Raw genomic sequence first — 25,051 nt, 5'->3', positions numbered from 1 at the left:
CTGTGCGGGGGCCTATTTCCACGAAAGAGCGACCCGTTCGGGGGCAATCTTTTTCAGCGGCTCGCTGACGACGACCTTGCTGAAGTCGGGCATCACAGCTCCCGGAGGATGGTTGCCGCTCTCGAGGCGCCATGCGGAGTGGGTCTTGAGAATCTCGACCAGCCGGTCGTCGAGACGCACCCGGTAAACATAATCGGTCCAGATCGGGGCGAGTTCGTCCCGCTTCATGCCGACGGCGTCCGCCACGACCGTGATCGCGTCATCCGGATGTGCCTTCATCCAGACCTCCGCATCGATCAGTGCGGCGATGAACTTCTCGATCAGCGCGGGGTTGGCGTCCAGATAGGGCCTCATGACGACGATGTTGAACGTCTCGGAATAAGTGCCTGAAGTATCGAGCTCGGCGACGGCTTCGCCCAGGGCCTTCTTCGCGTTGGCGATGTGGGGCTCCCAGGTGTCGATCGCATCGATGCTTCCGGCTGCGAGCGCCGGCAGCATCTCCTGCGGCCGCAGGTTGACGAGGGTGACATCCTTGGCCGTCAATCCCGCCGACTTCAGCAAGGTCGCTGTGTAAACCTCGCTGCCGGTGCCGGCGGTGAATCCGATTCGCTTGCCGCGAAGATCCGCCCTGGTCTTGATGGCGGCCTTGGCCGTGACGACCGTCTTGAGGTCGGAATATTCCATGCCGGCGACGAAGGCGATGGGCTGGCCAGCCATCGCTGCAGCGGTGACCGGCGCCTCGGCCGTCGTCGCGATGTCGGCGCCGCCTCCGATCACGGTGTCCAGGCATTGCTTGCCGGACGTGAAGTTCGAGACCGTGATGTCCAGTCCGTTCTTTTCGAAAATCCCCTTCGATTTGGCGACGATCGCAAGGCCGGAGATCGGCCCGAGGTTTTGCGCAAGCCGGGCTTTGAGCAATTCCGCGGCCGAGGCGCGGCCTGGACCGATGGCAAGGCAGCAAAGCGCAAGTGCTGCGATTGGGCGGACGGTGTTCCAGTGCATGACGATCTCCCTCGCGCCGCGCCCGGCGGCAGCCCCGATGCGACCGCGGAGACCGCCCTGAACGGTTCCGCCACAGACTCCCGCGTCCTCCCCGGCCGGTCGCTTGAGGATCGGCCTATGTTGGCATGCTCGCCCGGCGCCACGATCTCGGGAAGCAATTAATCGACACGGCGTTCGGGGGACCGGCGTGATGGAGTGTCAGCAAGGCGGCGCCGTCTCATCCTGACGGAACATTCGACCGCATGCTACATTGGGTCCGTCGCTCCCACGCTCACGGACCCCTCCCATGAAATACGAGCTCTATTACTGGCCGGAGATCCAGGGCCGCGGCGAATATGTGCGGCTGGCGCTGGAGGAGGCGGGTGCGGCTTACGTCGACGTCGCACGCGGCCCGCGCGGCAGCGACGCCATGATGAAGATGATGGAGGCCCGCAAGGGCACGCCGCCCTTTGCGCCGCCGTTCCTGAAAGCGGGAAAGCTCGTCATCGGCCAGACCGCCAACATCCTGCTCTATCTCGGCGCGCGACATGGGCTCGCGCCGAAGACGGAAGCGGGCAAACTCTGGGTGCACCAGCTTCAGCTCACGATCAGCGATTTCGTGGTGGAGATCCACGACACCCATCATCCGCTCGGGCCCTCGCAGTACTACGAAGACCAGAAGGCGCCGGCGAAGAAGCGCACGGCCGACTTCTGGGACGAGCGCGTGCCGAAATATCTCGGCTATTTCGAGCGGCTTCTCGACGGAAAGGGCGGCGCCTATGTCACCGGTCGCAGGCTAACCTACGTCGATCTCTCGCTATTCCAGATCGTCGCCGGACTGCGCTATGCCTTTCCCAGGCGCATGAAAGCGTTCGAGAAGAATATCCCTGGTCTCGTCGGCCTGCACGACCGCGTCGCCGCACGGCCGAACATCAAGGCCTATCTCGGCAGCGAGCGCCGCATTCCCTTCAATGAGCAGGGCATCTTCCGGCGCTATCGCGAGCTCGACGCCTGAGGTCGCGCTATCCGGCACGTTGCGGCCGGGCATGCGAAAAGCCCGGCCGTCAGCACCGGGCGATCCATCGCAGAAAGGCTTGATCAGGCGAGCTGATCGATCCGGGTGCCCTGACCCGGGGGCAGCGGCGCCGGCGGCGTCGGATGGTAGGTCGGGTCGTTGTCCTGGGTCTTGGTCTGGTCGTCCGGCTGCTTGGTCGTGTCGTAGCTCGGGACCACGATCGTGACAGGCGGCGGCGCAACGCTGGAAACGCTCATCCACAGATCCTCACAGATTGAACCTGGTGACGCTGCCCTGCGAGGGACGAAGTTTCCTTCAAGCCAATCGTTAAAATGCGAGTAATCTGGTGGGTTGAATGACGTTTTCTCGCGCCAATCGCCCCGATGTCCCGGCGAGCCAGTGGCCTCTCCTCGTCATTGCGAGCGCAGCGAAGCAATCCAGAATCCCTCCGTGGAAAGACGCTGGATTGCTTCGCTGCGCTCGCAATGACGGAGTACGTCGTGGGCAGCGTCGCGATGCCCTCTACACTCGGGGAAGGAGTGAAGGCAGCCCGGCCTACTCGTCCTTGGGCCGCGTGATCGCGATCGCGGCTTCCGTCTTGGTGCGGGTGCATTCCATGTTGAGCCGCTTGTAGCGCATGGTGATCTTGTCGCCGCGGAGCAGGCCCATGCGCTTCAGGCAGCGCGTGGCGCCGGTCGTGGTGTCGTCCTTGGTCACCGTGAAGATGATCGCGGCCGCGGAGGCCACGAGGTCATAGAACTGCGGCGTCGGCTTGCGGTCGCCCTTGGCGTAGAGCTCGTTGGAATAGGCCTGTCCCTGAGAGCGGCAGCCGAGCGACAGCTCCTTCGCCGCGGGATGGGTGAGGTAGATGATGTTGGCAGCCTTGAAGTTGACCTTCAGCCCGTCGATGCCGCCGGCAAGCTGCTTGGCGATGTCGTCGCACTGGTCGGCACGCGCGGGCGCGGCGAGGGTCACAAGGCCGGTGATTGCGGCGGCTACAATAATCGCGCCGCGGACGTGCAGTCTGGAAATCATGATGAAAAGCCCCTTGAGGGCGCGCATTCAACCGTCGCCGCGCGCGAAGCGCAAGGGTGCAACCCGGCTCGACCGGGCACAATTCCAGCTATTGAAGGTAGGCGGCAAAAATGGCCGTCATGGCACCCAAAGATGGCACCGAATCGGGATGCCCCGGCCGCGCCAGGACGCCTTCCCTTTGTAGCAAAAAAGCTTAGAACGCTTCCATGCTGAGAGGCCCGCCAGGGCTGCAAAACCCGAGATCGCCCCATGAACGCTCCCACCGCCTTCCCCGACCAGTCCAAGCCCGTCCCGCCCTACAAGCACACCCCGCTGTTTCCGCTGGGCAAGGACGAGACGCCCTACAAGAAGATTTCGTCCGAGGGCGTCAGGGTCGAGAAGGTCTTGGGCAAGGACATGCTGGTGGTGTCGCGCGAGGCGCTGCGGGCGCTGTCGGAGGCGGCTTTCGGCGACATCAATCATTATTTGCGCCCGGGCCATCTGAAACAGCTCCGCGCCATCCTGGAGGACGGCGAGGCCAGCCCGAACGACAAGTTCGTCGCGCTCGACTTCTTGAAGAACGCCAACATCGCCGCCGGCGGCGTGCTGCCGATGTGCCAGGACACCGGCACTGCGATCATCATGGGCAAGAAGGGCTGCAACGTCATCACCGACGGTGAGGACGAGGCGGCGCTGTCGGAAGGCGCGCGCGATGCCTATCTGCGCCGTAACCTGCGCTACTCGCAGGTTGCTCCCTTGTCGATGTATGAGGAGAAGAACACCGCCAACAACATGCCGGCGCAGTGCGAGATCTATGCCGAGGGCGGCTCTTCAGAAGTAGATTCGGCCTACAAATTCATGTTCATGGCGAAGGGCGGCGGCTCCGCCAACAAGAGCTTTCTGTTCCAGGCCACGCCCTCGGTGCTGACCAAGGACCGGTTGCTGGCTTTCCTGAAGGAGAAGATCCTGACGCTCGGCACCGCCGCGTGCCCGCCTTATCACCTCGCCATCGTGATCGGCGGCACCTCGGCCGAGCTCTGCATGAAGACGGTGAAGCTCGCCTCCGCCCGCTATCTCGATGCGCTGCCGACCCACGGCTCGCCCGATGGCAACGCCTTCCGCGACGTCGAGATGGAGAAGGAAATCCACAAGATGACGCAGTCGCTCGGAGTCGGCGCACAGTTCGGCGGAAAATATTTCTGCCACGACGTGCGGGTTATCCGCATGCCGCGCCACGGTGCCTCGCTGCCGATCGGGCTTGGCGTGTCCTGCTCGGCCGACCGGCAGGTGCTCGGCAAGATCACCAAGGACGGCGTCTATCTCGAGGAGCTCGAGCATAACCCGGCGCAGTACCTGCCGCAGGTCGAAGAGGCGCTCGGCGGCGAGGTCGTCAAGATCGACCTCAACCAGCCGATGAAGGACATCCTGGCGACGTTCTCGAAATATCCGATCAAGACGCGGGTCTCGATGACCGGCACCATGATCGTCGCGCGCGACAGCGCACACGCCAAGCTGCGCGAGCGGCTGGAGAAGGGCGAGCCGCTACCCGACTATTTCAAGAACCATCCGGTCTACTACGCCGGCCCGGCCAAAACGCCCGAGGGCTACGCCTCCGGCGCGTTCGGTCCGACCACGGCGGGCCGCATGGATTCCTTCGTCGACCAGTTCCAGGCCGCCGGCGGCTCGATGGTGATGGTCGCAAAGGGCAACCGCGCGCCGGCCGTGCGTGAGGCTTGCAAGAAGTATGGCGGCTTCTATCTCGGCTCGATCGGCGGTGCGGCGGCGAACCTCGCCGAGCACTGCATCAAGAAGGTCGAGGTGCTCGAATATCCCGAGCTCGGCATGGAAGCGATCTGGCGCATCGAGGTCGTCGACTTCCCGGCGTTCATCATCATCGATGACAAGGGGAACGACTTCTTCAAGGAGTTGAATCTGGGCTGAGCCGGCGCTCCAGCGCCGTCATTCCGGGGCGCGCCTCTTGGCGCGAGCTATGATGCGCAATTGCGCATCTGAGAATCCATCGGGCTTCAACGTTGGTGGAAGAATGGATTCCGGGCCTGCATGCTGCGCATGCATCCCGGAATGACAGGGAGGTGGAGTAGCTCTACGCCCGTGCTCCGGTGAACGGGAAACTGCCCATCGGGCCGATGCCCATCTCGCCGTTGATGTTGTCGCCGGAAACCGTGCCGGTGAATTCGAGCGTCAGCGGCATCGGATTGGTGATCGAGACTTTCCAGGAGACGTTGTCGCCGTTGACGGTGCCGTCAAAAATCTCGGCAGTATTGCCGTCCGCGTCCAGCGTGCCCGTGAGCGTGCCGCCGGCTTGCTTCAGGCTCAGCGTTGCCTGGCGCTCGCCCATCGGCGTCGTCATGGTCAGATTCCAGTTGCCGTCCACGGCCATTCGCGTCTCCCGAACGTTGTCCCGGCCGGTTGCGACGATCCGCAACCAGTCCCGAGCCGAGCCTATAGCGCAACTCGGCTCGCGCGCCTAACGTCGTGTCAGCGGCAATCAGGCGCGGGCGGCGGCGCGGCGGCGATTGGTGACGGCGAGCCGAAACACCACGTACTGCACGGCAAAAGCCAAAACCTTGGCGCCGCCCGCGATCACCGAGATATAGAACGCCCACAGCTTCAGATCGCCGGTCGAGGCGACGATGATCGTGCCGGCACCGAGGGCGAACATCAGCGCGGCCCAGGCATAGCCCGCAGCGGTGACATATTCCGGCGCGGTCTCGACCACCATCCGCGGCATGTAGCGCAGCATCCAGCCGCGCTTGAGCATGATCGCGCCGATCGCGAAATGCGCGATCGCGGGCTTGGCCAGCATGAAGCGGGGATCGTTGGTGAGCAGCGTCACCGTGCCGAGCACGACGACGAGCGCGACGCTCGCATAGGTCATGTAGCCGAGCTCGCGCCCCTTGACGCGGGCAAAGATCACCTGCGCGATCGCGCCGGCGACCGCCACCGACGTCGCCAGGATGACGTTGTCGGTGATCAGATAGATCACCAGGAAGACGATGGCCGAAAGGAAGTCGGAGGCGAGGCGGGCGAATACGTCCTTCATCGTCGGTCCTGTCTCACGGGGCTTCCGGCAGCGCGGCGGCCTGCGCACCATACTTGATCTGACGATATTCGGGATACCACTTGGTAAAATAGATCGCGCTGTTGCGGACGGCGAAGGCGACCGCGAGGCCCGACCATACCGGCAGGCCCGGGAAGTAGAGCAGCGCTATGTTGGCGGCCATCATCAGCAGCGCGGCCACGGTCCATGCCGCGGTGATGACGTAGTTGGCGGTGAGGAAGCCGGGCATTGCCGCCGTCTCGGCCGGAACGGACTCGATCGCGTATTGCAACGTGAAGGGCCGGCGCGCCAGCATCGAGCCGAGCGAGATGACGAAGATGCCGATATCGACCGAGAGCTTGACGCCGAGCGTGCCGAGCGTGGGGTGCAGCACGAGGAAGAGGCCGATGCCGGCGAACAGGCTCGCCGAGCCCGCGGCCAGGATTTTCACCGAGCGGCCGCGGGCAACATCGATCGCGATCGTGGCGAGACAGATCGCGGAGCCCGCGAACACGCTGATCGTGGCCGACGTCATGAACATCAGGAAAGTGTAGACGCCATAGGGGGCAAGGATCAGGAAGATCGTCATGGTCGCCTCGGTCGCACCAATCTTTACGATGTCAAGATTGATAGTTCAGCGCCGGCGCCGGGTCAAGCAAAATCTTTACAGTGTCAAAATGACGTGAATGACCTGTAAAAACTCAATTGTCGCAATGGCTTGTTCCGACATCTCCTCCGCCATGGCGGCCCAGGGCAGGCGCGACAGGATGGTCAGCGCGGAGGCGATCAGAACGCCGATGGTCAGGTAGATGCTGCCGCCGCGGCAGATCATGAATTTGCGCGAGCCCGGCTTTGCGTACATGCCGAGCGGATGTAGCAGCCGCGACAGCAGAAGCACGCCCATCAATACGTGAATGCGCAAGGCCGATGCGCCTGACATTTCGAGCAGCGCGACCATCAGCGTGATGATGGGGACGTATTCCATGAAATTGCCATGCGCCCGGATCGCGCTGCGCAGCTTTTCGTCGCCGCCATCGTCGAAGGGCGCCTTGCTGCTCCATCGCAGCCGAATGACTTGCAGCGCGAGCGCGGCGTAGATCAGCGCGAGGATGGCGAGATAGTTCGCGGTGATCGAAGGTATATGCATGCGAGATCTCCTCTACCCGTCATTCCGGGGCGGCGCGAAGCGTCGAGCTACGGTGCGCAATTGCGCACCTGAGAATCCATCGGGCGGCATCACTTGATGCGAAATGGATTCCGGGCTCGCGCCAAGTGGCGTGCCCCGGAATGACAGGAGGGAGCTATCGCGCTCCCGCCCAATTGCCGTGGAAGCCGTCGGGCACGCGATGGCCGAGCTGCACCAGCGCGACGGGGCCGGCTTCGATGTCGGTGGCGTTGAACACGGCGAGGTCGCTGCGGTTCTCCCGCGCGCGCCAGACCACCGCCAGCAGCCAGCCGTCGCCTTCCGCCGCATCCTTCGATCGTTCGACGAACACAGGCTCGGAGACGGTGTCGCCCGCCGGGAGCAGATACTGCCCGAGCCGCTTGCCGGTGCCGTCGACATGAACGATGCCTGATAAGGCGCCGAACATCGGCAGACGCGGGTTGGCGCAGGCGTACCAGCCGTGACGGCTCTTCAAACCGGCGCGGCGATCGTCGATGCGCGGGAATTCGCCGGTGAGGTCGTCCAGATAAGTCTGCTGAAAGCGGTCGGTATTGCCAGAGAGGTCGAAGCTCCAGCGGCAGTGGCGGGCGCGCGATTTCTCCGGATCCGTCGGCCGTCCATCGGGATGCGGAAACAGCGGCGCTTGCTCGAATTGCATGACGTCGGCGATGATGCGGTCGCCGTCCTCCCACGCGTTCATGACGTGGAAGACGTAGCAGGCCTGGGCGCGGAACCAGACGATGTCCTTTGCCGTGCCGTTGCGCTTCATCACGCCGACATAGGCGCCTTTCTCGGGCTCCCAGGCATAGGGCGGCTTGCCGCTCATCGCGCGCTCCGTGCTGCCGGTGAGGGGCAGGATCGGAAACAGCACGTGATGTTCGGTGACGATGAAGTCGTGCACCATGCTGGCATAGGGCGTCTCGAAGCGCTCGAAGCGCGTGACCTTGCCGCCCGCGTCGATCGATCCGTAGGAGAGGGCAGGGGTCAGCGGGCCCGCCGCATTGTAGCCGAAGAACACCAGCTCGCCCGTGACAGGATCGACCTTCGGATGCGCGGTGAAAGGGCCGGCAATGCGGCTCTGGTAATTGCAATAGCCGCGCGTCGCCAGCGTGCCCGGCTCGATCTCGGTCGGCAGATGTCCTTCTTCAAGCGCGAGCAGCTTGCCGGCATGGAAGATGATGTTGGTGTTGGCGACGCCGCCGTCGGTCAGGTTCGTGGGCGCATCCGGCAACCTGCGTCCAAAGCCGCCGAACAGCGCGCGGCCGGCATCGTGCTCGGCGATCCATTTCGGGGTGCGGACCCAGCGATTGCGGTAGGAGGCGCGTCCCTCCTCCAGGCGGAAGGCGTGCAGCATGCCGTCGCCGACGAACCAGTGGGCGCCGGGGGAATCGAACTGCGGATTGGGGCCGTTGCGATAGAGCGTGCCGTTCAGCTCGCGCGGCAATTCGCCGACGATCTTGAGGAAAGGCGCGTCCGCCTCGAACGGGATGGGAGCGATATTGTTGCGGCGCTCGGCGGTCACGTCATGATGCACGGCGTATCCCTCGCTATCTTTACATCGTAAAGATGCATAGAGCCAGGCGCGGCTTCCGTCAAGTGAAATCTTTACACTGTCAATATTGCGTCATATAGCTTGCAAATGGCCAAGAGCGACACCAGGGGCGACACCAAGGGCGGAACGGCACGTAGGCCGCGCAGCCCCAAAAGGACATCACAGGCATCTCGTGCCGCGCGCCGCCCGGCAGCAGCGAAGACCGAGACGCCGTATCATCATGGCGCCTTGCGCGAGGCACTGCTGCAGGCGGCCGAACGGGTGCTGGAGCGCGATGGGCTCGCCGGCCTGACGCTGCGCGCGGTGGCGCGCGAGGCGGGCGTCTCGCATGCCGCGCCGACCCATCATTTCGGAGATCTCACCGGCCTCGTCAGCGAGCTCGCGGCGATCGGCTTTCGCCAGTTCAATGCAGCGATGGCCTCGGCTTGCGATACGGCCACCTCGCCGCTGGAGCGGGCCCTGGCGCGGCCAAAAGCCTATGTTGCCTATGCCCAGGCGCATCCCGGCATGTACGGGTTGATGTTCCGCACCGAGCGGCTCGACTATTCGAGGCCCTCGTTGCACGAGGCTGCGGAATCCTCGTTTGCCGGGCTTGCCAATGCCATCAGCGCGATGCGGCAGGAGCCGATCAGCGGCAACGCCCTGACTATCGAGCAGGGTGCCGCGATCGCGCGGGCCTGGTCGATGGTGCATGGCTTCACTATGCTGCTGCTGGACGGGCGGCTCGAGGATATCCTGGAGCGGCTGCCCGCAGGCACCACGGCAGAGCAGCTTCTGGAAGCGATCCTGAAGTCGACGGTGGCTGCCAGGATGCCCTCAGGCACCTGATCGAGCGAAACGTTCGATGCCACGGAACTCGCGGCGCTGCACATTGTTCACTGTGGGCAAGCATCAAACGATACAGGGATAGGCCTGACAGCGGGGCGGAATCGTTCTAGAAGAGCGGCTTCGCTCGGGCTCAAGCAGCCTCGTCCGCGTCCTCTTGACACCTGATCATGCCAGTCATCGCTCCCCGCAAAGCCTATCGCGTCGGCCGTTCCAAGACCGGACTTGGCCTCTTCGCCACCATGCCGATCAAGAAGGGCACAAGGATCATCCGTTATTTCGGTCCGATCCTGGACTCCCGCATCCCTGAGCACGACGAGATCGAGAACAAATATCTGTTCGAGCTCAACAACCGCTGGACCATCGACGGCTCGGTGCGCAAGAACCTCGCGCGCTATATCAACCATTCCTGCCGGCCCAACGCCGAATCCGACGTGCGCCCGCGCGAGCGGAAAGTGTACATCCGCGCCATCAAGAACATCGAGCCGGGCGACGAGATCAATTACGATTACGGCACCGATTATTTCAAAGCCTATTTGAAGCCGATCGGCTGCAAGTGCCCGTCCTGCGAAAACAAGCGCAAGAAGCAGCGCGCCGAAGCCCGGGCCGAACGCGCCAAGGTGAAGGCGCGCGTGGAGCGCAAGGCGCAGAAGGCGGGTGCAAAAACCAGCGCGGCGAAAAAGAAGAAGCTGAACGGCAAGCATTTTGCCGGCAAGGTCGGCCGCGCGAAGGCGTAGTTACCGCCGGGCGGCTGGCTCTCACATCAGTTCCCCTGATTGGTCCTCAGGCTGCAACTGCTCCATCCGCAGTGGCCAGGACATTTACGTGAGCTGCCAGCCCGTCGGGCAAAACACCCTGTCGAGCCGCGCCTTCAAGGGCGTTTCCCGATCGTCACGACGTACGGCGGGGAACAGCTTGCCACACGCGCGGATATCGTAGGGTGGGCAAAGCGAAGCGTGCCCACGACAACCGGAGTGGTGGGCACGGCGCCTTGCGCCTTTGCCCACCCTACGGCATCGCACGTTGCAGCGCGTGCGGGACACGAGCGCTTCACGCCGCCACTGCACCGCCGCTCTTGCGCAGCCCCAGATATTGCAGCTCGGCGAACACGCCGGTCGCGATCGCCTGCGCCACGACCATGAGTTCGCCGAGAAGGTTCGGCGACACCGCGCCCGAGAACAAGAGCGCGATGCTGCCGACTGTCCAGGCGGCGTTGCCGACCACGACCAGCAACACCAGCGGCCTCAGGACCGCTGTGCGCGAGGCGAGCCAGCCGACAAGCGCGGTGTAGGCGATCAGGAACAGACCGGTTTCGCGCAGCAGCGCCTCGGGTAGGTTGAACAGGGTGGCAAATGCACCTGCACCAAAAGTGAAGCCGAGTGCGGCGACGCCGCTGAAGACGGCGTCGGCGAGCAGGGCGCGGCGCAGGAAGGTGGATGCGTCGATCATCAGAAGTCTCCTAGGTTGGGGTGGCTTGGGGAACTCAATGCCTGCAGCGCCACCAGGCGCGGAGCAGGCGGGCGAGGCGGGACGGGCAGAGGCTCGTGCCGACGCTGTGCTCGAAGGCCGTGACATGTGCGACGACATAGTCGCCGGTCGAATGCACCAGCGGCTCCGGCATGTTGAGGCTGCGCGCCAGCATCCGGGTCGCGAGCGTCATGGCCCAGGGAAGAAGGTGGTCTGCAAGGGTGCGGTAGAGCAGCAGCGCGATCATGGTCATTCTCCTGTGCTCGGGAAGATGAGCTGGCCGGGGGCCCAATTCGATTACCTCGCGGGTAATGGAACGGGTGAAATACGCATGGTAGGTTTTGGGCCATGAACGCACATGCATCCACGGCACGCGCCGAATCCAGCCAGCCGATCCATATCGGTGATCATTTGCGCGAATGGCGGCAGCGCCGCCGCATGAGCCAGCTCGACCTCGCCAGCGAGGCGGAGATTTCGGCGCGGCATCTGAGCTTCGTCGAAACCGGCCGCGCCGCGCCCTCGCGCGACATGGTGCTGCGACTCGCCGAGCGCCTCGATGTGCCCTTGCGCGAACGTAACGTGCTGCTGGTCGCCGCAGGCTTTGCGCCGGCTTTTCCGCAGCGCTCGCTGGAGGATCCCGCCTTGAAATCAGCCCGCCAGGCGATCGACCTCGTCCTGAAGGCGCACGAGCCAAATCCGGCGCTGGCCTATGACCGGCACTGGAACCTGGTTTCCGCCAACCGCATGGTGGCGCCGCTGCTCGCCGGCGTTCCGGAGCGGCTGCTGGCGCAGCCTCTCAACGTGCTCCGGCTCGCCTTTCATCCCGAGGGACTGGCGCCACGCACGGTCAATCTCGCGGAATGGTGCGCGCATCTGCTCGAGCGTTTGCACCGGCAATGTGAGACGACGGCCGATCCCGAGCTCATCAAGCTCTATCACGACCTCAAGAGCTATCCCATCCCGGCGCGCTCGGGGCCGCTGTCCGGCGACAATGTCGCCATTCCCTTCAAGCTGCGCCAGAATGGAGAGATACTAAGTTTCTTCTCCACCACCATGGTGTTCGGTACGCCCGTCGACATTACCCTGTCGGAGCTGGCGCTGGAGACGTTCTTCCCGGCAGACGAGCGCACCGCGGAGCGGCTCAGGCAGATGGCCGCGGCCATGACCTAGCGCCTCATGCGTGACCCTTGCCTCGGGGCGGGTTCGGCTTATCTTGGAGCAAACCCGCACCGCCCAAGGAGGCGCTCATGAGCACCCTCAAACCGCTCCAGATCGATGTCGTCTCCGACGTGGTGTGCCCCTGGTGCTATATCGGCAAGCACCGGATCGAGAGCGCGCTCGCGCTTGTGCCCGACGTTCCGGTCAAGCTGAACTTCCGTCCGTTCTTTCTCAATCCCTGGGTGCCGCGCGAGGGCATCAGCCGCGAGGATTATCTCACCACCAAATTCGGCTCGGTCGAGGCCTATAAGGGCATAGCGGGGCGCGTCGTCGCTGCGGCAAGCGAAGAGGGCCTCGTCTACAAGCCCGAGCTGGTCGCACGTCAGCCCAACACGACCGATTGCCATCGCCTGATCCTGTGGGCCGAGGCGATCGGCAAAGCGCCGGAAATGAAGCAGCGGCTGATGGAGCTGTATTTCCGCGATGGCGGCGATCTCACCGATGTGAACGTCCTGATCCAGGCGGCCGCCGATGTCGGCCTCGATGCCGACGATGTGCGCAAGCGCCTTGCCACCGACGAGGACCTCGCGCGGGTCTCGGCCGATGCGCAGGAGGCCGCCGACAAGGGCATCTCCGGTGTGCCGACCTATGTCTTCGCGCAGAAATACGCCGTTTCCGGCGCGCAGGATCCGAACCTGCTCGCCCGCGCCATTCGCCAGGTGTCGGCGGAGATCAACGCGCAGGCGGCGGAGTAGCGTCGGCTCGGTTGCGGAGCAGATGGACCGCGCGGCGCGCGGCCTCGCGCGCATAGCCGCGTGTGCTGAGCGCCGCATGAATGAGCGCCACCATCGGACCATGTCGTCGCAGCGGGATCAGCACGTCGCCAATCGCAAGGCGGTCGCGCCAGATCGGGTTGATCATGGGATGGTCGGCGCTCGCGGTCGAATCCGCGCTTGCGATGGTCGGATCTGCGCAGAGATGACGAGTCAGATCGAGCGTGAGCTGCACGCCCGGCGAATATTTTGCGAAGCGCTCGTCGATGCCGAGCTTGAAGAAGAAGGCGCGGTCCTGGTGGCGCAGCACGATGCCGGCCGCCACCGGAATTGTCCCGGCGCGCAAGCTGACGATCTCGCATTGCGCGGTCTCGGCAAGCGCAGGGACGGCGCGGCGGATGAAGGCCGCATCGCCCGTGTCCTGAAGCAGCGCGGTGCCGCGCTTGCCCTTCCAGCCGCTGGCCTCGAGTTGCAGGAAAATTTCGAGCGCGGGCCCGATCTCCTCGACCTTGCGCGCGACGTCGAAGCTGATCGCGCCATGTTCGGCCAGGCGACGACGCTGCCGGCGCAGCTCCTTGAGCCTCTTGGCACCGAGCGCCGCGTGCAACAGCCTGTCGCCATCCTGTGTTGCATCGAGACTGGCACGGACATGGGAGCCGAGCACGCGCGGCTTCAGGCCGGCCCGGCCAAGCGCTTCCTTGATCGCGCCCATCGCGGCGCCGTCAAGCGCAACGTCGCGCAGAACCAGCGCATGCGCACCAGCTTCGCGTGCCCGCTGCAGCAGGCCTGTCGCGGCCTCGGCCGAGACGTCGCGGTCGATCAGCGGACTGCACAGCGTGCCATAGGGATGCGCGCTTACCAGTGCGGGCAGGGGGATCTTGCAGGCCCGCCAGAGCGAGACCACCGGCATCAAGCCGATCAGTCGCCTCGAGGCGCCGGCGCGTACGGACAGGGCCGAGGCACCGATACGGCCGCGCGCGGTCGCGCTGACGGCGAGCTCCCAAGCGGGCAAATAATAGCCGTTCGGCTCGACCGCCCGCTGCGCCAGCGCGCGCCACTGGCCGGGCTCGATGGCTGTGAGCGGGACGAGCGCAGCCGTTGCATCCTCTGGCGATGCCGGATTGATCGCAGCCTGGTGCGCGATGTCGACCACGTCCCGTCGTCCCCGTTTACGCCGACATCAGCCGGCGTTAGAGGTCATGCTTAGCGCAAAGATTGGAAAATACCGTTGGGAAACGCGTTCAATCTGAGCGGTATTGTTAACGTCTCATTCACCATCGAGGGGCGCGCCGAGGGCGTCGGTGTCACTGGTCGCGGGGTATGAAGTGATCGCGAGCGCTTGCGCGGCCGCCATCGGCGGTGTCCGTAATGGCGATATCGATGTCGCGCGACGTCTGCGGTAGGTGGGCCGGGTTGACCTGCACCGACAGGCGGATCTCGCGGGTCTGATCCTGCCCGACCTCGATGACCGGCTTGTCGTCGGGGCCGGCTGCGATGCCGGCGACGCGAACGGTCGCGCCCGGCAAACCCGAAACCTCGAGTGCGAACGATCGCGCTGCGCCCTTGTTGAGGATGCGCACGGTGTAGTCGTTGCGCACGCCGCCATCCGAGAGCTGAACGAACAGCGGATTGCGCTCATGCAGCACGTTGACGTCCATCGTTGCGCGCGTGGCGAGGGTATAAAGCATGACGCTCCCCACGACGGCGATGGCCGCGGCATAGATCAGCGTGCGCGCGCGGATCAAGCGGTAGATCGGCGCCTTGCCGTCGCGGCGGCGCTGCATGTTGATGTCGGTGTCGTAGCCGATCAGGCCTGTAGGCCGGCCAATCTCGCGCATGACGTTATCGCAGGCGTCGATGCACAGGCCGCACTGAATGCAGCCGAGCTGGATGCCGTGGCGGATATCGACTCCGGTGGGGCAGACATTGATGCATTGGTGGCAGTCGACACAGTCACCGGCGAGATCGCCATGGGCGCGAGCGGCTTCGGCCTTCTTCACTGACATGCGCGGTTCGCCGCGGTCGCGACGATAGGTGACGTTGAGGGCCCACTCGTCGGTCAGCGCCGCCTGGATGCGCGGCCATGGGCACATATAGATGCAGACCTGCTCGCGGGCATGCCCGGCGAAGAGGTAGGTCGTTGCGGTCAGGATGCCGATCCAGAGATAGGCGACGACCGGGGCCTGGAAGGTGGCGAGATCCTTCACCAGCGTCGGAGCGTCGGCGAAATACAGAACCCAGGCGCCGCCAGTCCACCAGGCGATCATGATCCAGAGAAAGTGCTTCAGCGCGACCTTGCGGATGTGAGCGAGCGACCAGTAGCGCTTGTCACCTTGCATGCGCTCGCGCCGGTCGCCCTCGACCCAGCGCTCGACGGCGTAGAACAGGTCGGTCCACACCGTCTGCGGGCACATGTAGCCGCACCACAGCCGGCCGGCGAGGGCATTCATCAGGAACAGCGTCATTGCCGCGATGATGAGGAGACCGGTGAAATAATAGACCTCCTGCGGCCACAGCTCGATGAAGAAGAAATAGAAGCGGCGATGCGGAAGGTCGATCAGCACGGCCTGGTCAGGCAGGCCGGACCCGCGATTCCAGCGCACGAACGGTAGCAAGTAGTAGGTTCCGAGCGTGACGCAGAGGATCGCCCATTTGATGCGGCGGAACGGGCCGTGCACCGATTGCGGATAGACCTTCTTGCGCTTTTCGTAGAGAGGCCCTTCGATGAAGGTATCGTCAGTCATGGCAGGCTCCCCGCGTCGCGTTTGCGAAACGCCTCAGTCCGGTGCGCAGAAGAGGCGGTACAATGTCTCCAGCACCAGGCGTGCTTCCCGGCTCGCAAGGCTGTAATATATCGTCTGTCCCTCCCGCCTGGTTTTGACCAGGCTCAAAGCGCGCATCTTTCCGAGATGTTGGGATAGTGCCGCCGAGGAAAGGCCGGCGATGTCGGCGAGCTCACCGACGGATTTCTCGCCGTCCAGCATGTTGCAAAGAACCAGGAGCCGCTTCGGATTGCCCATGGCGGTGAGGAGGCGGGAGGCCTCGTCAGCCTTCGCCTCCAGAGCGACCAATTCCTGATTTCGGGGCTTGCGTGCCATGGCTGCGCTATATATTAGTATATTCGAAAATAAGAAGCAACGGAATTAAGAGATATCCTGTGCCCATGCCATAGGGCTCACACCGATTCCGGAGGATCAAAATGAGCGTCACCCATTTCACGCCGGTCGCCTCGCTGCTGGGCGGCGCGCTGGTCGGTCTGTCCGCCGTGCTCTTGATGTGGGCGACGGGACGGATCGCCGGCGTCAGCGGCATCGCGGCGCGGTTGTTCCCGCCCTACGAAGACCGTGAGTTCGCCGGCCGGTTGGCCTTCGTTGCCGGCCTCATTGCTGCACCCTTGGTGGTGCGGCTCGTGACCGGAAGTCTGCCGGAGCAAACGATCGCCGCGGGGGTGCCGGCGCTGATCGTTGCGGGGCTGCTGACCGGCTTCGGATCGGTGTGGGGCAGCGGCTGCACGTCCGGCCATGGTGTCTGCGGCCTGTCGCGACTCTCGGTGCGCTCGCTGGTGGCGACCGCGACCTTCATGGCGGCCGGCATGGCCACTGTTTTCGTGATCCGGCACTGGAGCTGAGACGATGGCCATTCTCGTTCAATTCGCGATCGGCCTCGTCTTCGGGCTTGGTCTCATCGTGTCCGGCATGGCGAACCCGGCAAAGGTCTTGAACTTTTTGGACGTCGGCGGGATTCCCGCGGGGACGTGGGACGCGAGCCTCGCGTTCGTGATGGCCGGTGCGGTCGCAGTGACCTTCGTCGGATTCAATCGCGTCCTGAAGCGTGCGCGGCCGTTTTTTGCCGCTCGCTTCTATGTGCCGACGCGGACCGATATCGATCCCAGAATTGTCGCAGGTCCCGCCATCTTCGGCATTGGCTGGGGAATGGCAGGCTTCTGCCCCGGGCCGGCGCTGACCGCGCTCGGTTTCGGCTCGGCGTCTGCCTTCATCTTCGTCGCGGCGATGTGTGCCGGCATGGTGCTCGCCCGCTTCATCGCTCATTTGCCGTCGCTGACGCGCTACGCCACGCCAGCCGATCCGCTCGAAACCTGAAATCAACAGAGAGTAGCGTCATGGACAAGGACTATCCCGCGATCATCCGGCAGATCTCCGCCAATATGAAGAAGCTCCGCAACGACATTCCCGACACGATGAAGGGATTTGCCGCGCTCGCCCAGGCGGCCACGCGTGACGGCGCGCTGGACAAGAAGACCAAGGAACTGATTGCGCTCGCGCTCGGCGTTGCCGCCCATTGCGACGGCTGCATCGGCTTTCACGCCGAAGCGCTGGTTAAGCTCGCTGCGACACGCGAAGAGATCGAGGAAGCGCTTGGCATGGCCGTCTATATGGGCGGCGGGCCATCGCTGATGTATGCGGCGGATGCAATCGCGGCATATGAACAGTTTCAGCAGCAGATGGTCGCTGCCTGATCCGATCCGGCGTCACGTCGAGCGAACAGACCGGGCGAAGTTGTTCGCCCGGTCCCGTCCAGTCCTATTGTGCTGCTTACCAGCGGTCGTCGCCGACTCCGACGCCCACGCTGACACCGGGCGCGCGAATGCCGACGCCGGCGCGCGGGCCGTCATCCCAATCACGGTAGGTGCGGCGCTCGTAATAGCGTTCACGCGGCATGCGGGCGTAGGAGTCGCGCACGATCACGCGTGCGCCGCCATGGGTGCGGTAGCAATTGCCGGCGTCATCGCAGACGAGCCGGACCTCCTGAATGAGATCGGGGCTGGTGTATTCGCTGGTCGTGTAGATATCCGCAGCCTTCGCGCCGCTCCCCGCCGCCAGAGCGCCGACACCGGCCAGCAGTGCAATCGTGAACATCCTCATCCTGTCCTCCTCCGAAACTGCCCTCGGCGGTAACAAGAATGAGACGCCGCGATCGTTCCGGTGGAATTTCAGGTTTTTCCCGGAACCGGATTGCCGTGCGGCGTGAGGTTTCGCTAGATCGGCTGGTAGGCTTCCGACCCGCAGATATCATCTGCCTCCGCGCGCCGCCGGTCGATGATCTTCCCGCCCGATATCGTGACGATGTAGGTCTGGGTGCCCAGTGCGGAGCCGGTGGCGGCAGTGAGGTTCGCGCGGACGCAGGCCGTCCAGCCCGATCCGCGGACCTCGTGATGGGGCAGGGCGACCTGTACCTCGCGCGGATAGGATGTGTTGAGAAAGACCACGTCAATCTGCTCGCGGACCACGCGCTTGACATCCGGCGGCGGCTCGGGCGGCGGCTGTTCGGCCTCCTTGATGCGCATGAACTCGGGCACCGGCGCGCGGCTGTCGGCAAAGCCGCACGCACCGAGCGCGAGCACGCAGGCAAGCAGCGCCACATGAGCAACAATCCGCAACATTCGTGAAGGTCCCCCGCGGGCCAACAGATAGGCGCGAATTCGAACGGAACGAAGTCCTGCCCGATCAACATTTGCTGAAGGGCTGGGGTGCGCCGCGTTAGCTATGATTCGTCGCAGGCGCAGATGGGCGGCGGCCAGCGCCATTCGAACGAGGCGGACAACACGCCCAAAAGGCCGACGAAAGGCCCAAGCTGGGGTAGCGACCCCGGCGGTTCAGGCCTCGCCCTTCAACCAGGTGATCGCGCTCGATGCCGCTGCAATGGCCCGGCGAAGTCCGGATCACAAATTGATGCTTGCGTGCGGGTCGTGCGAACCGTCATTCACATCGTGCGCGCTATTGCACGAAGGCGAGGCCGACACGCCTGTCGTTTCGCCACACCGCGCGGCAATGCCGCACGAAATTGTCGCATGAAATCGACAGCGTGAACGAGGGCGGCAATAAAACAGGATTTTCAAGGTCGATCGCGGCACCGCGGTCCGAGATGTTGCGCACCGTGCAAGCCACGCCGCTGCCTTCAAAGGTGACCGTACCACCCTTGAAAACCCGATGACGTTGCGTTGCACGCTTCTCGATCATCCGCGTTGGTCCATAGTGACGATTGTGAAATAGCGCATAGAAATTGCGTTGATCTAAACTCAATACTGGCGCTACTTGCACGGCGCTTAAGATTTCGTTTACGACGTTGAGGCGGCGAGTTACTCCGCCGTGTTTATCCCGCAAGCCTTTCCTTTATGGCGTTACGCGCCCATGGAGATTCCGAATGAAGACTAAGCTTTCCCTTTTGTTCGCCGCAGCGCTCTCTTTGACATCGATGCCCGCCCACGCCGTCAAGTGGGACCTCTCGACCATGACCTGCAAGCAGTTCCTCGAGAGCGGCGAGGACAACATCGCCGTCGTGCTGACCTGGATGGACGGCTGGTACAAGGGCGATGAGGACAACGCGATCATCGACACCGAGGTCTTCATCGAAAACGCCAAGAAGTTCGGAGCCTATTGCGGAAAGAATCCGACCGTCAGCGTCGTCACCGCGGCCGACGAAATTCTCGGCAAGTAATCCTTGAAGTAATTCTTGAAGCGAGCGGGCCGAGGCGTGATTGCGATCGCGCCTCGCCTCTCGCTTCGATATCATTGGCACCGAGAGCCGCGGTGCGCCTTGCGCGCACGCGGCTCTCTTCGTTTCGGATGATGCTCAGCCCGGCAGCATCGCGAACGCGCTCGACACCATCGCGACCTGCTTGTTGTCGCTGGCGGAGAGCAGGGTGACGCGACCGAAGCTCATGGTGCGTCCCAGTCGCACCACGCGCGCATCCGCCAGCACATCCGACGAGGCGACCGCGCGCATGAAATGCGTGGTCTGGTCCACCGTCGTCATCGGACGATAGCCCTTGTTGGCGGCGAGGTTCGCGATCACCATCGCGGTGTCGGCCAGCGCCATCAAGGCCTGGCCGCAGACAACGCCGCCGTTGCGGCATAGCTTCTCCGAGAACGGCATGCGGAGCAGCGCGCCAGGCTGCCAGTCCGGCACATCGGCCGGCGGCGTGTGCTCGATGCGCTCGACGGAGAGGTTGAGATCCTGGACCCAGGGCGCAAAGACCTCGCCGAGGATGCGTCTGGCCTCGGCGATGCCGAACTCGGCTTCTGGCTGTGATGGCATTGCGGTCGTTCCCTCCTGTGTTGCCCGATGTTTCGGCCACACTGCGCGCCTGGGCGCGGTGACGTCACTGCTGCGGTCGGCTTGAAAATGCCTGACTTCGCCCGATATGATGCCATGCTTGGGAGCGGGTGGACGATGTTGCGTCGATGTGTCCTGATATTTTGCTTGGCCGCGCTCGGCCTGGCGCTGAACGGCTGCACCAAATGCGGTCCGATTTGGGACGACTGGCTCCATGAGCCGAAATCGTGCAGGTCGGATCGGCTCTAGCGGGCTGAAGCGGCGCCCGGCGCTGCGCAGAGGGGCAGGGTGTGGTATCCGCCCTCCGTCCACGATCAAGGAGTGAGTGATGAAGCTTTTCCGTATGGCGGCGGTGCTGGCGCTGGTGGCTGGACCGGCCTTCGCGCAGGATGGGGCGGCACCCCATATCAATCTGATGGCTGATGGCCCGCCCAAGACCGATGATGAGAAGGCCGCGGATGCTGCGCGCGAGAAGGCCTACAAGGAAACGCTGAAGAAGATTCCGGATGCCAAGGCGTCCAACGATCCCTGGGGCGGGATGCGCGCCGACCCGCCGAAGCAGCCCGCGCCGAAGACCTCGGCCGTCACCAGCGCGCCCAAGAAGCCCAAGGCCGGGACGGCCGCCAACTGACCGCGCTCCCGGAGGCGGTTGGCGCCTCCGGCGGGACTCGCCTTTGCCGGGTAGCGATCCTACATCCTTCGCAGTGTTGCGTTGAGGAGGCAGGACATGGCGGATCGTCCGCGGGACCTCGCCGAGCGGATGGCGCGCCGGCGCAAACCGGCCGCCAGAGCGAGCGAACCGGCCGGCGACGGCTATCTGCGCGAGAGCTTCACCCTGCCGCGCGCCGCGGCAAGAGCAAGGGCGCAGGCCTTTTTCGCGCGCTATCCGAAAGCCGATTACATGAGCGAGGTCGAAACCTGGCGCGAATTGCCCGGCGGCGACATCGAATTCACCATGCGGCGGTTGCCCAGCGCGGACTAGTCGTCCGGTTTCGGTCAACCCCGCCGGTTCACGCCGTCTTGCGCCCGATCGCCTTCAGTTCCCGATCGATACGTAACTGCACCCGACGGATGGCCAAGAGGTCGATCTTCGTCTCGGTCTTACCTGTCTTGGTCTCGTCGCCGATCCGGAACTGCCATTGCCACACACCCGGGATCGCCGTCTTTGCAACCGTGAACTCTACGCCCCTGTGATTCATGGTCACCTCCACGATTCACCTATCCATGTGCGCAAACATGTTGGGCGTGAGAATATTCCGCCGACAAGCGAAATTTGCCGTTAAGTGGAGGAAAATTCACGAAAATCCTGAAAGCGCGCGCAGCTCGAAGCATGCGAAATCAGATTCCGAAACTGGAGGCCGACGATCGCGTTGCATGGGCGGCTGGTACCGCGATTCACGGCCGCGCACCCGCCCGCCAGGTCATCGGCCTTACGACCAGGAACTCTGTTCATGGCAGGAGAACCACGGAAGCGCGCGACATGCGCTCACGCGCGAAAAAAAACCCGCCAGGGGAGAGCCGGGCGGGTAGAAGGTTATTGGAGGCTGAGGTGCTGGGCTGCAACACCATAGCCAAATGACCGTAGCCCGCTCAGCTTACGACAGCCTGACAGGACGGATCGGCGACTGAGCATGGAGGCTCATTGTTGGTCCACCGGGCAAACCGACGCTGGAGCAGTCGCGTCCCAATTCAGACATCTCCGCGCACAACTTCAGACACAAGCGTTGGCGACACTTTCCGCGCACGGCGAAGCCATGGGGGATACGTGGCGCGCCGACAGCGGGGTGGCATCATGGACAAGGTTGAGCGGTCATTCGCCGCCGCGACGGCGGCTGGCTTCGTGGTGTTGGTGATCGGCATCGTGCTGCTGGCGCTGATGTAGGGACCGAGCGGCACGCGCCGCCATAGCTACGAAAACAACCCCATGCACAGTAGGCAGCGGCTCGTTTCGCGTGGCCTTTATCCTTAGTGCACCTTGATCTCGTCCAGGGGCAGATGCAGATCGGCGGCGCGCTCCTCGCGGTCCTTCTTGCGGAACTCGCTTTCCCTGCGCTCGAACTTCAGCATCTCCTCGAGCGCGGCCGCGCGCAGCTGATTGCGCCTGTTCGCATCGTGGTGCGCATCTTCCGTCATGACCCGATCCCCGACTGTGCCAGCGCCGTTCTCAAAGAAACGCCCGCGGCCACAGAAAAGTTCTGTGCCGAAGGATTGCGAAATTATGACGGCAGAACGGCTCTTCCGTCTTTGATACACATCATGTGTCAGAAGAGCGCCGAAAGCTCATTTCGGGAAATAAGGACATCCGATGTTCCCCTGCCGGAACACCGCAGTTTAACGGACTTCACATCCTCCACGATCTCGGTAGAAATACGTGGGCCGGGGCTGGAATTTGATCCCGAACAATTATTGCAACCGGCAAGGGGCCACCGCGAGGTGGCCCCTTTCGATTCCGACATTCGCCAAGGCGGATGAGGGCAGCCCAAATCTGGCGCTGTCCTAATACGGCCAGCCCCTCCAAATCTGAAAAGAACATATTGCGAACCTAGAACAAATAGTGTACATTGTTTTTATCGACGATCCGCCGCGTCAATCGTTTGTCCCGCACCCGAATCCTCGCCATAAGGAGCACGACCCAATGTCCACCACTGCCCTGCGTATCGTCGAAGGATCTTCCATGGACAAGAGTAAAGCTCTGGCTGCCGCGCTCTCCCAGATCGAGCGTCAGTTCGGCAAGGGCTCGGTGATGAAGCTCGGCAAGAACGACCGTTCGATGGACATCGAGGCAGTGTCGTCAGGCTCGCTCGGGCTCGATATCGCGCTCGGCATCGGCGGTCTGCCCAAGGGGCGCATCGTCGAGATCTACGGGCCGGAATCCTCAGGAAAAACCACGCTGGCGCTGCACACGGTGGCAGAAGCCCAGAAGAAGGGCGGCATCTGCGCCTTCATCGACGCCGAGCACGCGCTCGACCCGGTCTATGCCCGCAAGCTCGGAGTCAACATCGACGAGCTCTTGATCTCCCAGCCCGACACCGGCGAGCAGGCGCTGGAAATCTGCGACACGCTGGTGCGTTCGGGCGCGGTGGATGTGCTGGTGGTCGATTCGGTCGCGGCCTTGGTGCCGAAGGCCGAGCTCGAAGGCGAGATGGGCGATGCGCTGCCGGGTCTTCAAGCGCGGTTGATGAGCCAGGCGTTGCGCAAGCTGACGGCCTCGATCAACAAGTCAAACACCATGGTGATCTTCATCAACCAGATCCGCATGAAGATCGGTGTGATGTACGGCTCGCCGGAAACCACGACCGGCGGCAACGCGCTGAAGTTCTACGCCTCGGTCCGCCTCGACATCCGCCGCATCGGCGCGATCAAGGAGCGCGACGAAGTGGTCGGCAACACGACGCGTGTGAAGGTGGTGAAGAACAAGCTGGCGCCGCCCTTCAAGCAGGTCGAGTTCGACATCATGTACGGCGAGGGCGTCTCCAAGATGGGCGAGATCCTCGATCTCGGCGTCAAGGCTGGCATCGTCGAAAAGTCCGGCGCCTGGTTCTCCTATGACAGCCAGCGCCTCGGCCAGGGCCGCGAGAATTCGAAAGCGTTCCTGAAGTCCAACCCGGACATCACCGCCAAGATCGAGACCGCGATCCGCCAGAACTCCGGCTTGATCTCGGAGCAGATTTTGGCCGGCACGCCCGAGAGCGACGCCGACGGCGAGGAGCCGGCGGACGAGTAAGCCCTAAAGCGAGAAGTTTTTCGCGAGGAGCGGGCGCTGAGGACGTTGAGTTGCCGACGTCGTCAGTGCCCGTCTCTTTTTGCGTTGGAGTGATCGGGTGGTGTGGTGAAGCGCGTGATCCTGACCAGTTCGTCCGGCGTTGGTCTCACCTTTGCCGATCGCGCCGACATGGTCGTCCCGCTGATCTTTCGATTCGTCTCCGGACCACTGCCTACGTCGCACCATCTTGAACAGTATCTCACCGGAGGCTCTTTCAGAGGCTCTTTCTTGGGCGAGCGGGAGGTACGTTGGTCCGATCTGGTTGCGCGGGTCGCCCCAGAGCGGTCTCGCGCACAAGGAGCTCGGACTGGTCTGGTTCTGCAAAGCCTACGGTGTCGAAGAGATCGAGCTGTGGTTTGATCCCAGCCCGAGCAATCAATTGCAACTGATCTGGATCCTCGACTATCTCCGTTCCGAGTCGTACGCGGCCGAGCGTACCAGGCTGCGAATAGTCGATTTCGATTTGCTCGGAGCCCACAGTGCCAGGCTTCGCGATCACACCATCCGACAGTTGGATGTCACGGAGTTCGACTTCGAGGCCGCCCGCATCGCCTGGGAGGCCTACCGGTCACCAACGCCGGAGCTCTGTTTCGGATTGCTCAGTCAGGACTTTCCCGGGCTCCCCTTCCTGAAGCCGGCGATGGAGGAATTACTGGCGGAATTGCCGTCTCCGATCACCGGACTTGGCGCGACGGAAGCGCGACTGCTCGGACTGATCGCGAACGGGCACAACCGCACCAAGGAGCTATTTGAGCCGGACGGGCTGCTCGAAACGCGTGTGTTCGACCAATGGGAGCTGGGCCCGCTGCTTGAAGGGCTAGCCTCCGGTCCGATGCCGGCGATTGCGGGTCTCGATCCGAAACTCGCAACCCTCCCACAACGCGATGCGCGAGGTCGCAACGCCGCCTATCGCCGGAGCCGGCTGTCGTTGACGGAGTTTGGTCAGGCTGTCCTGGACGGCCGGGAGGATTTTCGCGGTCACAACCCGATCAGGCGCTGGTGGGGCGGTACGCTTCTGACCAACGAACGGCTTTGGCGGTGGAATGGAGAAACCCGTTCGCTGGTCGCGCCTTAGAAGCGCATTCAGTGCCGTAGGGTGGGCGAAGGCGCACTGGCGCCGTGCCCACCATCTTTCACGTCATGCAAAGGTGGTGGGCACGCTTCGCTTTGCCACCCTACGAGACCGTCGTTGCGTCTTACTCG

33 protein-coding genes are annotated in these 25,051 nt (G+C 63.6%); 14 read left to right on the top strand and 19 right to left on the bottom strand.

The annotated features are described in order from the left end of the window. Positions 1-12: 12 nt before the first annotated feature. Positions 13-1,002, bottom strand: a complete 990-nt coding sequence (locus XH98_RS06305; protein WP_271618101.1) for an ABC transporter substrate-binding protein — start codon at positions 1,000-1,002, stop codon at positions 13-15. Positions 1,003-1,288: 286 nt separating this feature from the next. On the opposite strand from XH98_RS06305, the gene XH98_RS06300 reads away from it, so the two are divergent. After that, on the top strand, positions 1,289-1,996 hold the full coding sequence (locus XH98_RS06300; protein ID WP_271618100.1) for a glutathione S-transferase: 708 nt from the start codon (positions 1,289-1,291) through the stop codon (positions 1,994-1,996). Between the two features lie 83 nt (positions 1,997-2,079). On the opposite strand, the gene XH98_RS06295 is transcribed toward XH98_RS06300, so the two are convergent. Together XH98_RS06295 and XH98_RS06290 are read right to left on the bottom strand one after the other, a co-directional pair. Then, complete coding sequence (locus tag XH98_RS06295; protein ID WP_271618099.1) at positions 2,080-2,253, bottom strand: hypothetical protein; 174 nt, start codon at positions 2,251-2,253, stop codon at positions 2,080-2,082. Between the two features lie 298 nt (positions 2,254-2,551). Next, positions 2,552-3,031, bottom strand: a complete 480-nt coding sequence (locus tag XH98_RS06290; protein WP_271599957.1) for a hypothetical protein — start codon at positions 3,029-3,031, stop codon at positions 2,552-2,554. A gap of 249 nt (positions 3,032-3,280) precedes the next feature. On the opposite strand from XH98_RS06290, the gene XH98_RS06285 reads away from it, so the two are divergent. Further along, positions 3,281-4,951, top strand: coding sequence for a fumarate hydratase (locus XH98_RS06285; RefSeq protein ID WP_271599958.1), 1,671 nt, complete (start codon positions 3,281-3,283; stop codon positions 4,949-4,951). Positions 4,952-5,114: 163 nt separating this feature from the next. Here the strand turns inward: XH98_RS06285 and XH98_RS06280 are convergent, their stop codons facing one another. The 5 genes from XH98_RS06280 to XH98_RS06260 all read right to left on the bottom strand — a co-directional run bounded on the left by XH98_RS06280 (position 5,115) and on the right by XH98_RS06260 (position 8,770). Continuing rightward, complete coding sequence (locus XH98_RS06280) at positions 5,115-5,411, bottom strand: hypothetical protein (protein WP_271599959.1); 297 nt, start codon at positions 5,409-5,411, stop codon at positions 5,115-5,117. A gap of 108 nt (positions 5,412-5,519) precedes the next feature. Beyond that, entirely contained in the window at positions 5,520-6,074 is a 555-nt protein-coding gene (locus XH98_RS06275) for an inner membrane-spanning protein YciB (RefSeq protein ID WP_271599960.1), read from the bottom strand. A 13-nt stretch (positions 6,075-6,087) separates the two neighbouring features. Further along, a complete protein-coding gene (locus XH98_RS06270) occupies positions 6,088-6,660 on the bottom strand; it encodes a hypothetical protein (protein ID WP_271618098.1) in 573 nt (190 codons plus the stop codon). A 75-nt stretch (positions 6,661-6,735) separates the two neighbouring features. Beyond that, the gene (locus XH98_RS06265; protein ID WP_271599962.1) at positions 6,736-7,218 is read right to left on the bottom strand and encodes an MAPEG family protein; all 483 of its coding nucleotides are present in this window, start codon (positions 7,216-7,218) and stop codon (positions 6,736-6,738) included. 154 nt (positions 7,219-7,372) lie between these two features. Then, positions 7,373-8,770 (bottom strand): carotenoid oxygenase family protein, encoded by a 1,398-nt coding sequence (locus XH98_RS06260; protein WP_271618097.1) that lies wholly within the window; start codon positions 8,768-8,770, stop codon positions 7,373-7,375. A gap of 105 nt (positions 8,771-8,875) precedes the next feature. Between XH98_RS06260 and XH98_RS06255 the strand changes: the two genes are divergently transcribed. Beyond that, on the top strand, positions 8,876-9,616 hold the full coding sequence (locus tag XH98_RS06255) for a TetR/AcrR family transcriptional regulator (RefSeq protein ID WP_271618096.1): 741 nt from the start codon (positions 8,876-8,878) through the stop codon (positions 9,614-9,616). 167 nt (positions 9,617-9,783) lie between these two features. Continuing rightward, positions 9,784-10,350: an SET domain-containing protein gene (locus XH98_RS06250; protein WP_271599965.1), complete on the top strand. Its 567-nt coding sequence runs from the start codon at positions 9,784-9,786 to the stop codon at positions 10,348-10,350. A 313-nt stretch (positions 10,351-10,663) separates the two neighbouring features. On the opposite strand, the gene XH98_RS06245 is transcribed toward XH98_RS06250, so the two are convergent. Continuing rightward, a complete protein-coding gene (locus XH98_RS06245; protein WP_271599966.1) occupies positions 10,664-11,062 on the bottom strand; it encodes a hypothetical protein in 399 nt (132 codons plus the stop codon). Between the two features lie 34 nt (positions 11,063-11,096). Beyond that, positions 11,097-11,327 carry a hypothetical protein gene (locus tag XH98_RS06240; protein ID WP_271618114.1) on the bottom strand — a complete coding sequence of 77 codons (231 nt, stop codon included), beginning with the start codon at positions 11,325-11,327 and terminating at the stop codon, positions 11,097-11,099. 101 nt (positions 11,328-11,428) lie between these two features. Here XH98_RS06240 and XH98_RS06235 point away from each other — a divergent pair, with 101 nt between their 5' ends. Beyond that, positions 11,429-12,250 (top strand): helix-turn-helix domain-containing protein, encoded by an 822-nt coding sequence (locus XH98_RS06235; RefSeq protein WP_271618095.1) that lies wholly within the window; start codon positions 11,429-11,431, stop codon positions 12,248-12,250. 77 nt (positions 12,251-12,327) lie between these two features. Beyond that, positions 12,328-12,993: a DsbA family oxidoreductase gene (locus tag XH98_RS06230; RefSeq protein ID WP_271618094.1), complete on the top strand. Its 666-nt coding sequence runs from the start codon at positions 12,328-12,330 to the stop codon at positions 12,991-12,993. Here XH98_RS06230 and XH98_RS06225 read toward each other — a convergent pair. The 3 genes from XH98_RS06225 to XH98_RS06215 all read right to left on the bottom strand — a co-directional run bounded on the left by XH98_RS06225 (position 12,971) and on the right by XH98_RS06215 (position 16,109). After that, positions 12,971-14,164: a GNAT family N-acetyltransferase gene (locus tag XH98_RS06225; RefSeq protein ID WP_271618093.1), complete on the bottom strand. Its 1,194-nt coding sequence runs from the start codon at positions 14,162-14,164 to the stop codon at positions 12,971-12,973. The two genes, XH98_RS06230 and XH98_RS06225, sit on opposite strands and share 23 nt — an antisense overlap. A gap of 151 nt (positions 14,165-14,315) precedes the next feature. Continuing rightward, entirely contained in the window at positions 14,316-15,755 is a 1,440-nt protein-coding gene (gene ccoG, locus XH98_RS06220) for a cytochrome c oxidase accessory protein CcoG (protein ID WP_271597103.1), read from the bottom strand. 33 nt (positions 15,756-15,788) lie between these two features. Then, positions 15,789-16,109 (bottom strand): ArsR/SmtB family transcription factor, encoded by a 321-nt coding sequence (locus XH98_RS06215; RefSeq protein ID WP_271597102.1) that lies wholly within the window; start codon positions 16,107-16,109, stop codon positions 15,789-15,791. A 101-nt stretch (positions 16,110-16,210) separates the two neighbouring features. Here XH98_RS06215 and XH98_RS06210 point away from each other — a divergent pair, with 101 nt between their 5' ends. Genes XH98_RS06210 through XH98_RS06200 form a run of 3 tightly spaced genes read left to right on the top strand, consistent with a single transcriptional unit; the run spans position 16,211 to position 17,488 of the window. After that, positions 16,211-16,639 carry a YeeE/YedE family protein gene (locus XH98_RS06210; protein ID WP_271618092.1) on the top strand — a complete coding sequence of 143 codons (429 nt, stop codon included), beginning with the start codon at positions 16,211-16,213 and terminating at the stop codon, positions 16,637-16,639. A 4-nt stretch (positions 16,640-16,643) separates the two neighbouring features. Next, entirely contained in the window at positions 16,644-17,111 is a 468-nt protein-coding gene (locus tag XH98_RS06205; protein ID WP_271597101.1) for a DUF6691 family protein, read from the top strand. A 20-nt stretch (positions 17,112-17,131) separates the two neighbouring features. Further along, positions 17,132-17,488 carry a carboxymuconolactone decarboxylase family protein gene (locus XH98_RS06200; protein ID WP_271597100.1) on the top strand — a complete coding sequence of 119 codons (357 nt, stop codon included), beginning with the start codon at positions 17,132-17,134 and terminating at the stop codon, positions 17,486-17,488. A gap of 76 nt (positions 17,489-17,564) precedes the next feature. Here XH98_RS06200 and XH98_RS06195 read toward each other — a convergent pair whose 3' ends face one another. From XH98_RS06195 to XH98_RS06185, 3 genes are all read right to left on the bottom strand, one after another. Continuing rightward, the gene (locus XH98_RS06195) at positions 17,565-17,894 is read right to left on the bottom strand and encodes a hypothetical protein (protein WP_271597099.1); all 330 of its coding nucleotides are present in this window, start codon (positions 17,892-17,894) and stop codon (positions 17,565-17,567) included. A gap of 113 nt (positions 17,895-18,007) precedes the next feature. Beyond that, on the bottom strand, positions 18,008-18,412 hold the full coding sequence (locus XH98_RS06190; protein ID WP_271597098.1) for a hypothetical protein: 405 nt from the start codon (positions 18,410-18,412) through the stop codon (positions 18,008-18,010). A gap of 334 nt (positions 18,413-18,746) precedes the next feature. After that, positions 18,747-18,989: a PilZ domain-containing protein gene (locus XH98_RS06185; RefSeq protein WP_271618091.1), complete on the bottom strand. Its 243-nt coding sequence runs from the start codon at positions 18,987-18,989 to the stop codon at positions 18,747-18,749. A gap of 184 nt (positions 18,990-19,173) precedes the next feature. On the opposite strand from XH98_RS06185, the gene XH98_RS06180 reads away from it, so the two are divergent. Further along, the gene (locus XH98_RS06180; RefSeq protein WP_220002975.1) at positions 19,174-19,467 is read left to right on the top strand and encodes an HdeA family protein; all 294 of its coding nucleotides are present in this window, start codon (positions 19,174-19,176) and stop codon (positions 19,465-19,467) included. A 135-nt stretch (positions 19,468-19,602) separates the two neighbouring features. Here the strand turns inward: XH98_RS06180 and XH98_RS06175 are convergent, their stop codons facing one another. Next, a complete protein-coding gene (locus XH98_RS06175; RefSeq protein WP_057747402.1) occupies positions 19,603-20,067 on the bottom strand; it encodes a PaaI family thioesterase in 465 nt (154 codons plus the stop codon). 346 nt (positions 20,068-20,413) lie between these two features. On the opposite strand from XH98_RS06175, the gene XH98_RS06170 reads away from it, so the two are divergent. Together XH98_RS06170 and XH98_RS06165 are read left to right on the top strand one after the other, a co-directional pair. Beyond that, positions 20,414-20,716: a hypothetical protein gene (locus tag XH98_RS06170; protein ID WP_271618090.1), complete on the top strand. Its 303-nt coding sequence runs from the start codon at positions 20,414-20,416 to the stop codon at positions 20,714-20,716. A gap of 96 nt (positions 20,717-20,812) precedes the next feature. Then, entirely contained in the window at positions 20,813-21,067 is a 255-nt protein-coding gene (locus tag XH98_RS06165; protein WP_271618089.1) for a hypothetical protein, read from the top strand. A gap of 28 nt (positions 21,068-21,095) precedes the next feature. Here XH98_RS06165 and XH98_RS06160 read toward each other — a convergent pair whose 3' ends face one another. Together XH98_RS06160 and XH98_RS06155 are read right to left on the bottom strand one after the other, a co-directional pair. After that, on the bottom strand, positions 21,096-21,284 hold the full coding sequence (locus tag XH98_RS06160; RefSeq protein WP_148751438.1) for a hypothetical protein: 189 nt from the start codon (positions 21,282-21,284) through the stop codon (positions 21,096-21,098). 766 nt (positions 21,285-22,050) lie between these two features. Next, the gene (locus XH98_RS06155; protein ID WP_083514196.1) at positions 22,051-22,218 is read right to left on the bottom strand and encodes a hypothetical protein; all 168 of its coding nucleotides are present in this window, start codon (positions 22,216-22,218) and stop codon (positions 22,051-22,053) included. A 502-nt stretch (positions 22,219-22,720) separates the two neighbouring features. Between XH98_RS06155 and recA the strand changes: the two genes are divergently transcribed. Together recA and XH98_RS06145 are read left to right on the top strand one after the other, a co-directional pair. Next, positions 22,721-23,809, top strand: coding sequence for a recombinase RecA (gene recA, locus XH98_RS06150; protein ID WP_057747344.1), 1,089 nt, complete (start codon positions 22,721-22,723; stop codon positions 23,807-23,809). Positions 23,810-24,110: 301 nt separating this feature from the next. Beyond that, positions 24,111-24,923: a hypothetical protein gene (locus XH98_RS06145; protein WP_271618088.1), complete on the top strand. Its 813-nt coding sequence runs from the start codon at positions 24,111-24,113 to the stop codon at positions 24,921-24,923. The last annotated feature ends 128 nt before the right edge of the window (positions 24,924-25,051 follow it).

Source organism: Bradyrhizobium sp. CCBAU 51745, from assembly GCF_028128715.1.
Lineage (GTDB): Bacteria > Pseudomonadota > Alphaproteobacteria > Rhizobiales > Xanthobacteraceae > Bradyrhizobium > Bradyrhizobium manausense.
Note: the sequence above shows the minus strand (reverse complement) of the source record. Positions and strands in the feature narration are given on the sequence as shown.

Coding starts and splice junctions, on each gene's coding strand:
- XH98_RS06305 (WP_271618101.1), bottom strand. CDS start 1,002: ATGCACTGGAACACCGTCCGCCCAATCGCAGCACTTGCGCTTTGCTGC.
- XH98_RS06300 (WP_271618100.1), top strand. CDS start 1,289: ATGAAATACGAGCTCTATTACTGGCCGGAGATCCAGGGCCGCGGCGAA.
- XH98_RS06295 (WP_271618099.1), bottom strand. CDS start 2,253: ATGAGCGTTTCCAGCGTTGCGCCGCCGCCTGTCACGATCGTGGTCCCG.
- XH98_RS06290 (WP_271599957.1), bottom strand. CDS start 3,031: ATGATTTCCAGACTGCACGTCCGCGGCGCGATTATTGTAGCCGCCGCA.
- XH98_RS06285 (WP_271599958.1), top strand. CDS start 3,281: ATGAACGCTCCCACCGCCTTCCCCGACCAGTCCAAGCCCGTCCCGCCC.
- XH98_RS06280 (WP_271599959.1), bottom strand. CDS start 5,411: ATGGCCGTGGACGGCAACTGGAATCTGACCATGACGACGCCGATGGGC.
- XH98_RS06275 (WP_271599960.1), bottom strand. CDS start 6,074: ATGAAGGACGTATTCGCCCGCCTCGCCTCCGACTTCCTTTCGGCCATC.
- XH98_RS06270 (WP_271618098.1), bottom strand. CDS start 6,660: ATGACGATCTTCCTGATCCTTGCCCCCTATGGCGTCTACACTTTCCTG.
- XH98_RS06265 (WP_271599962.1), bottom strand. CDS start 7,218: ATGCATATACCTTCGATCACCGCGAACTATCTCGCCATCCTCGCGCTG.
- XH98_RS06255 (WP_271618096.1), top strand. CDS start 8,876: ATGGCCAAGAGCGACACCAGGGGCGACACCAAGGGCGGAACGGCACGT.
- XH98_RS06250 (WP_271599965.1), top strand. CDS start 9,784: ATGCCAGTCATCGCTCCCCGCAAAGCCTATCGCGTCGGCCGTTCCAAG.
- XH98_RS06245 (WP_271599966.1), bottom strand. CDS start 11,062: ATGATCGACGCATCCACCTTCCTGCGCCGCGCCCTGCTCGCCGACGCC.
- XH98_RS06240 (WP_271618114.1), bottom strand. CDS start 11,327: ATGATCGCGCTGCTGCTCTACCGCACCCTTGCAGACCACCTTCTTCCC.
- XH98_RS06235 (WP_271618095.1), top strand. CDS start 11,429: ATGAACGCACATGCATCCACGGCACGCGCCGAATCCAGCCAGCCGATC.
- XH98_RS06230 (WP_271618094.1), top strand. CDS start 12,328: ATGAGCACCCTCAAACCGCTCCAGATCGATGTCGTCTCCGACGTGGTG.
- ccoG (WP_271597103.1), bottom strand. CDS start 15,755: ATGACTGACGATACCTTCATCGAAGGGCCTCTCTACGAAAAGCGCAAG.
- XH98_RS06215 (WP_271597102.1), bottom strand. CDS start 16,109: ATGGCACGCAAGCCCCGAAATCAGGAATTGGTCGCTCTGGAGGCGAAG.
- XH98_RS06210 (WP_271618092.1), top strand. CDS start 16,211: ATGAGCGTCACCCATTTCACGCCGGTCGCCTCGCTGCTGGGCGGCGCG.
- XH98_RS06205 (WP_271597101.1), top strand. CDS start 16,644: ATGGCCATTCTCGTTCAATTCGCGATCGGCCTCGTCTTCGGGCTTGGT.
- XH98_RS06200 (WP_271597100.1), top strand. CDS start 17,132: ATGGACAAGGACTATCCCGCGATCATCCGGCAGATCTCCGCCAATATG.
- XH98_RS06195 (WP_271597099.1), bottom strand. CDS start 17,894: ATGAGGATGTTCACGATTGCACTGCTGGCCGGTGTCGGCGCTCTGGCG.
- XH98_RS06190 (WP_271597098.1), bottom strand. CDS start 18,412: ATGTTGCGGATTGTTGCTCATGTGGCGCTGCTTGCCTGCGTGCTCGCG.
- XH98_RS06185 (WP_271618091.1), bottom strand. CDS start 18,989: ATGATCGAGAAGCGTGCAACGCAACGTCATCGGGTTTTCAAGGGTGGT.
- XH98_RS06180 (WP_220002975.1), top strand. CDS start 19,174: ATGAAGACTAAGCTTTCCCTTTTGTTCGCCGCAGCGCTCTCTTTGACA.
- XH98_RS06175 (WP_057747402.1), bottom strand. CDS start 20,067: ATGCCATCACAGCCAGAAGCCGAGTTCGGCATCGCCGAGGCCAGACGC.
- XH98_RS06170 (WP_271618090.1), top strand. CDS start 20,414: ATGAAGCTTTTCCGTATGGCGGCGGTGCTGGCGCTGGTGGCTGGACCG.
- XH98_RS06165 (WP_271618089.1), top strand. CDS start 20,813: ATGGCGGATCGTCCGCGGGACCTCGCCGAGCGGATGGCGCGCCGGCGC.
- XH98_RS06160 (WP_148751438.1), bottom strand. CDS start 21,284: ATGAATCACAGGGGCGTAGAGTTCACGGTTGCAAAGACGGCGATCCCG.
- XH98_RS06155 (WP_083514196.1), bottom strand. CDS start 22,218: ATGACGGAAGATGCGCACCACGATGCGAACAGGCGCAATCAGCTGCGC.
- recA (WP_057747344.1), top strand. CDS start 22,721: ATGTCCACCACTGCCCTGCGTATCGTCGAAGGATCTTCCATGGACAAG.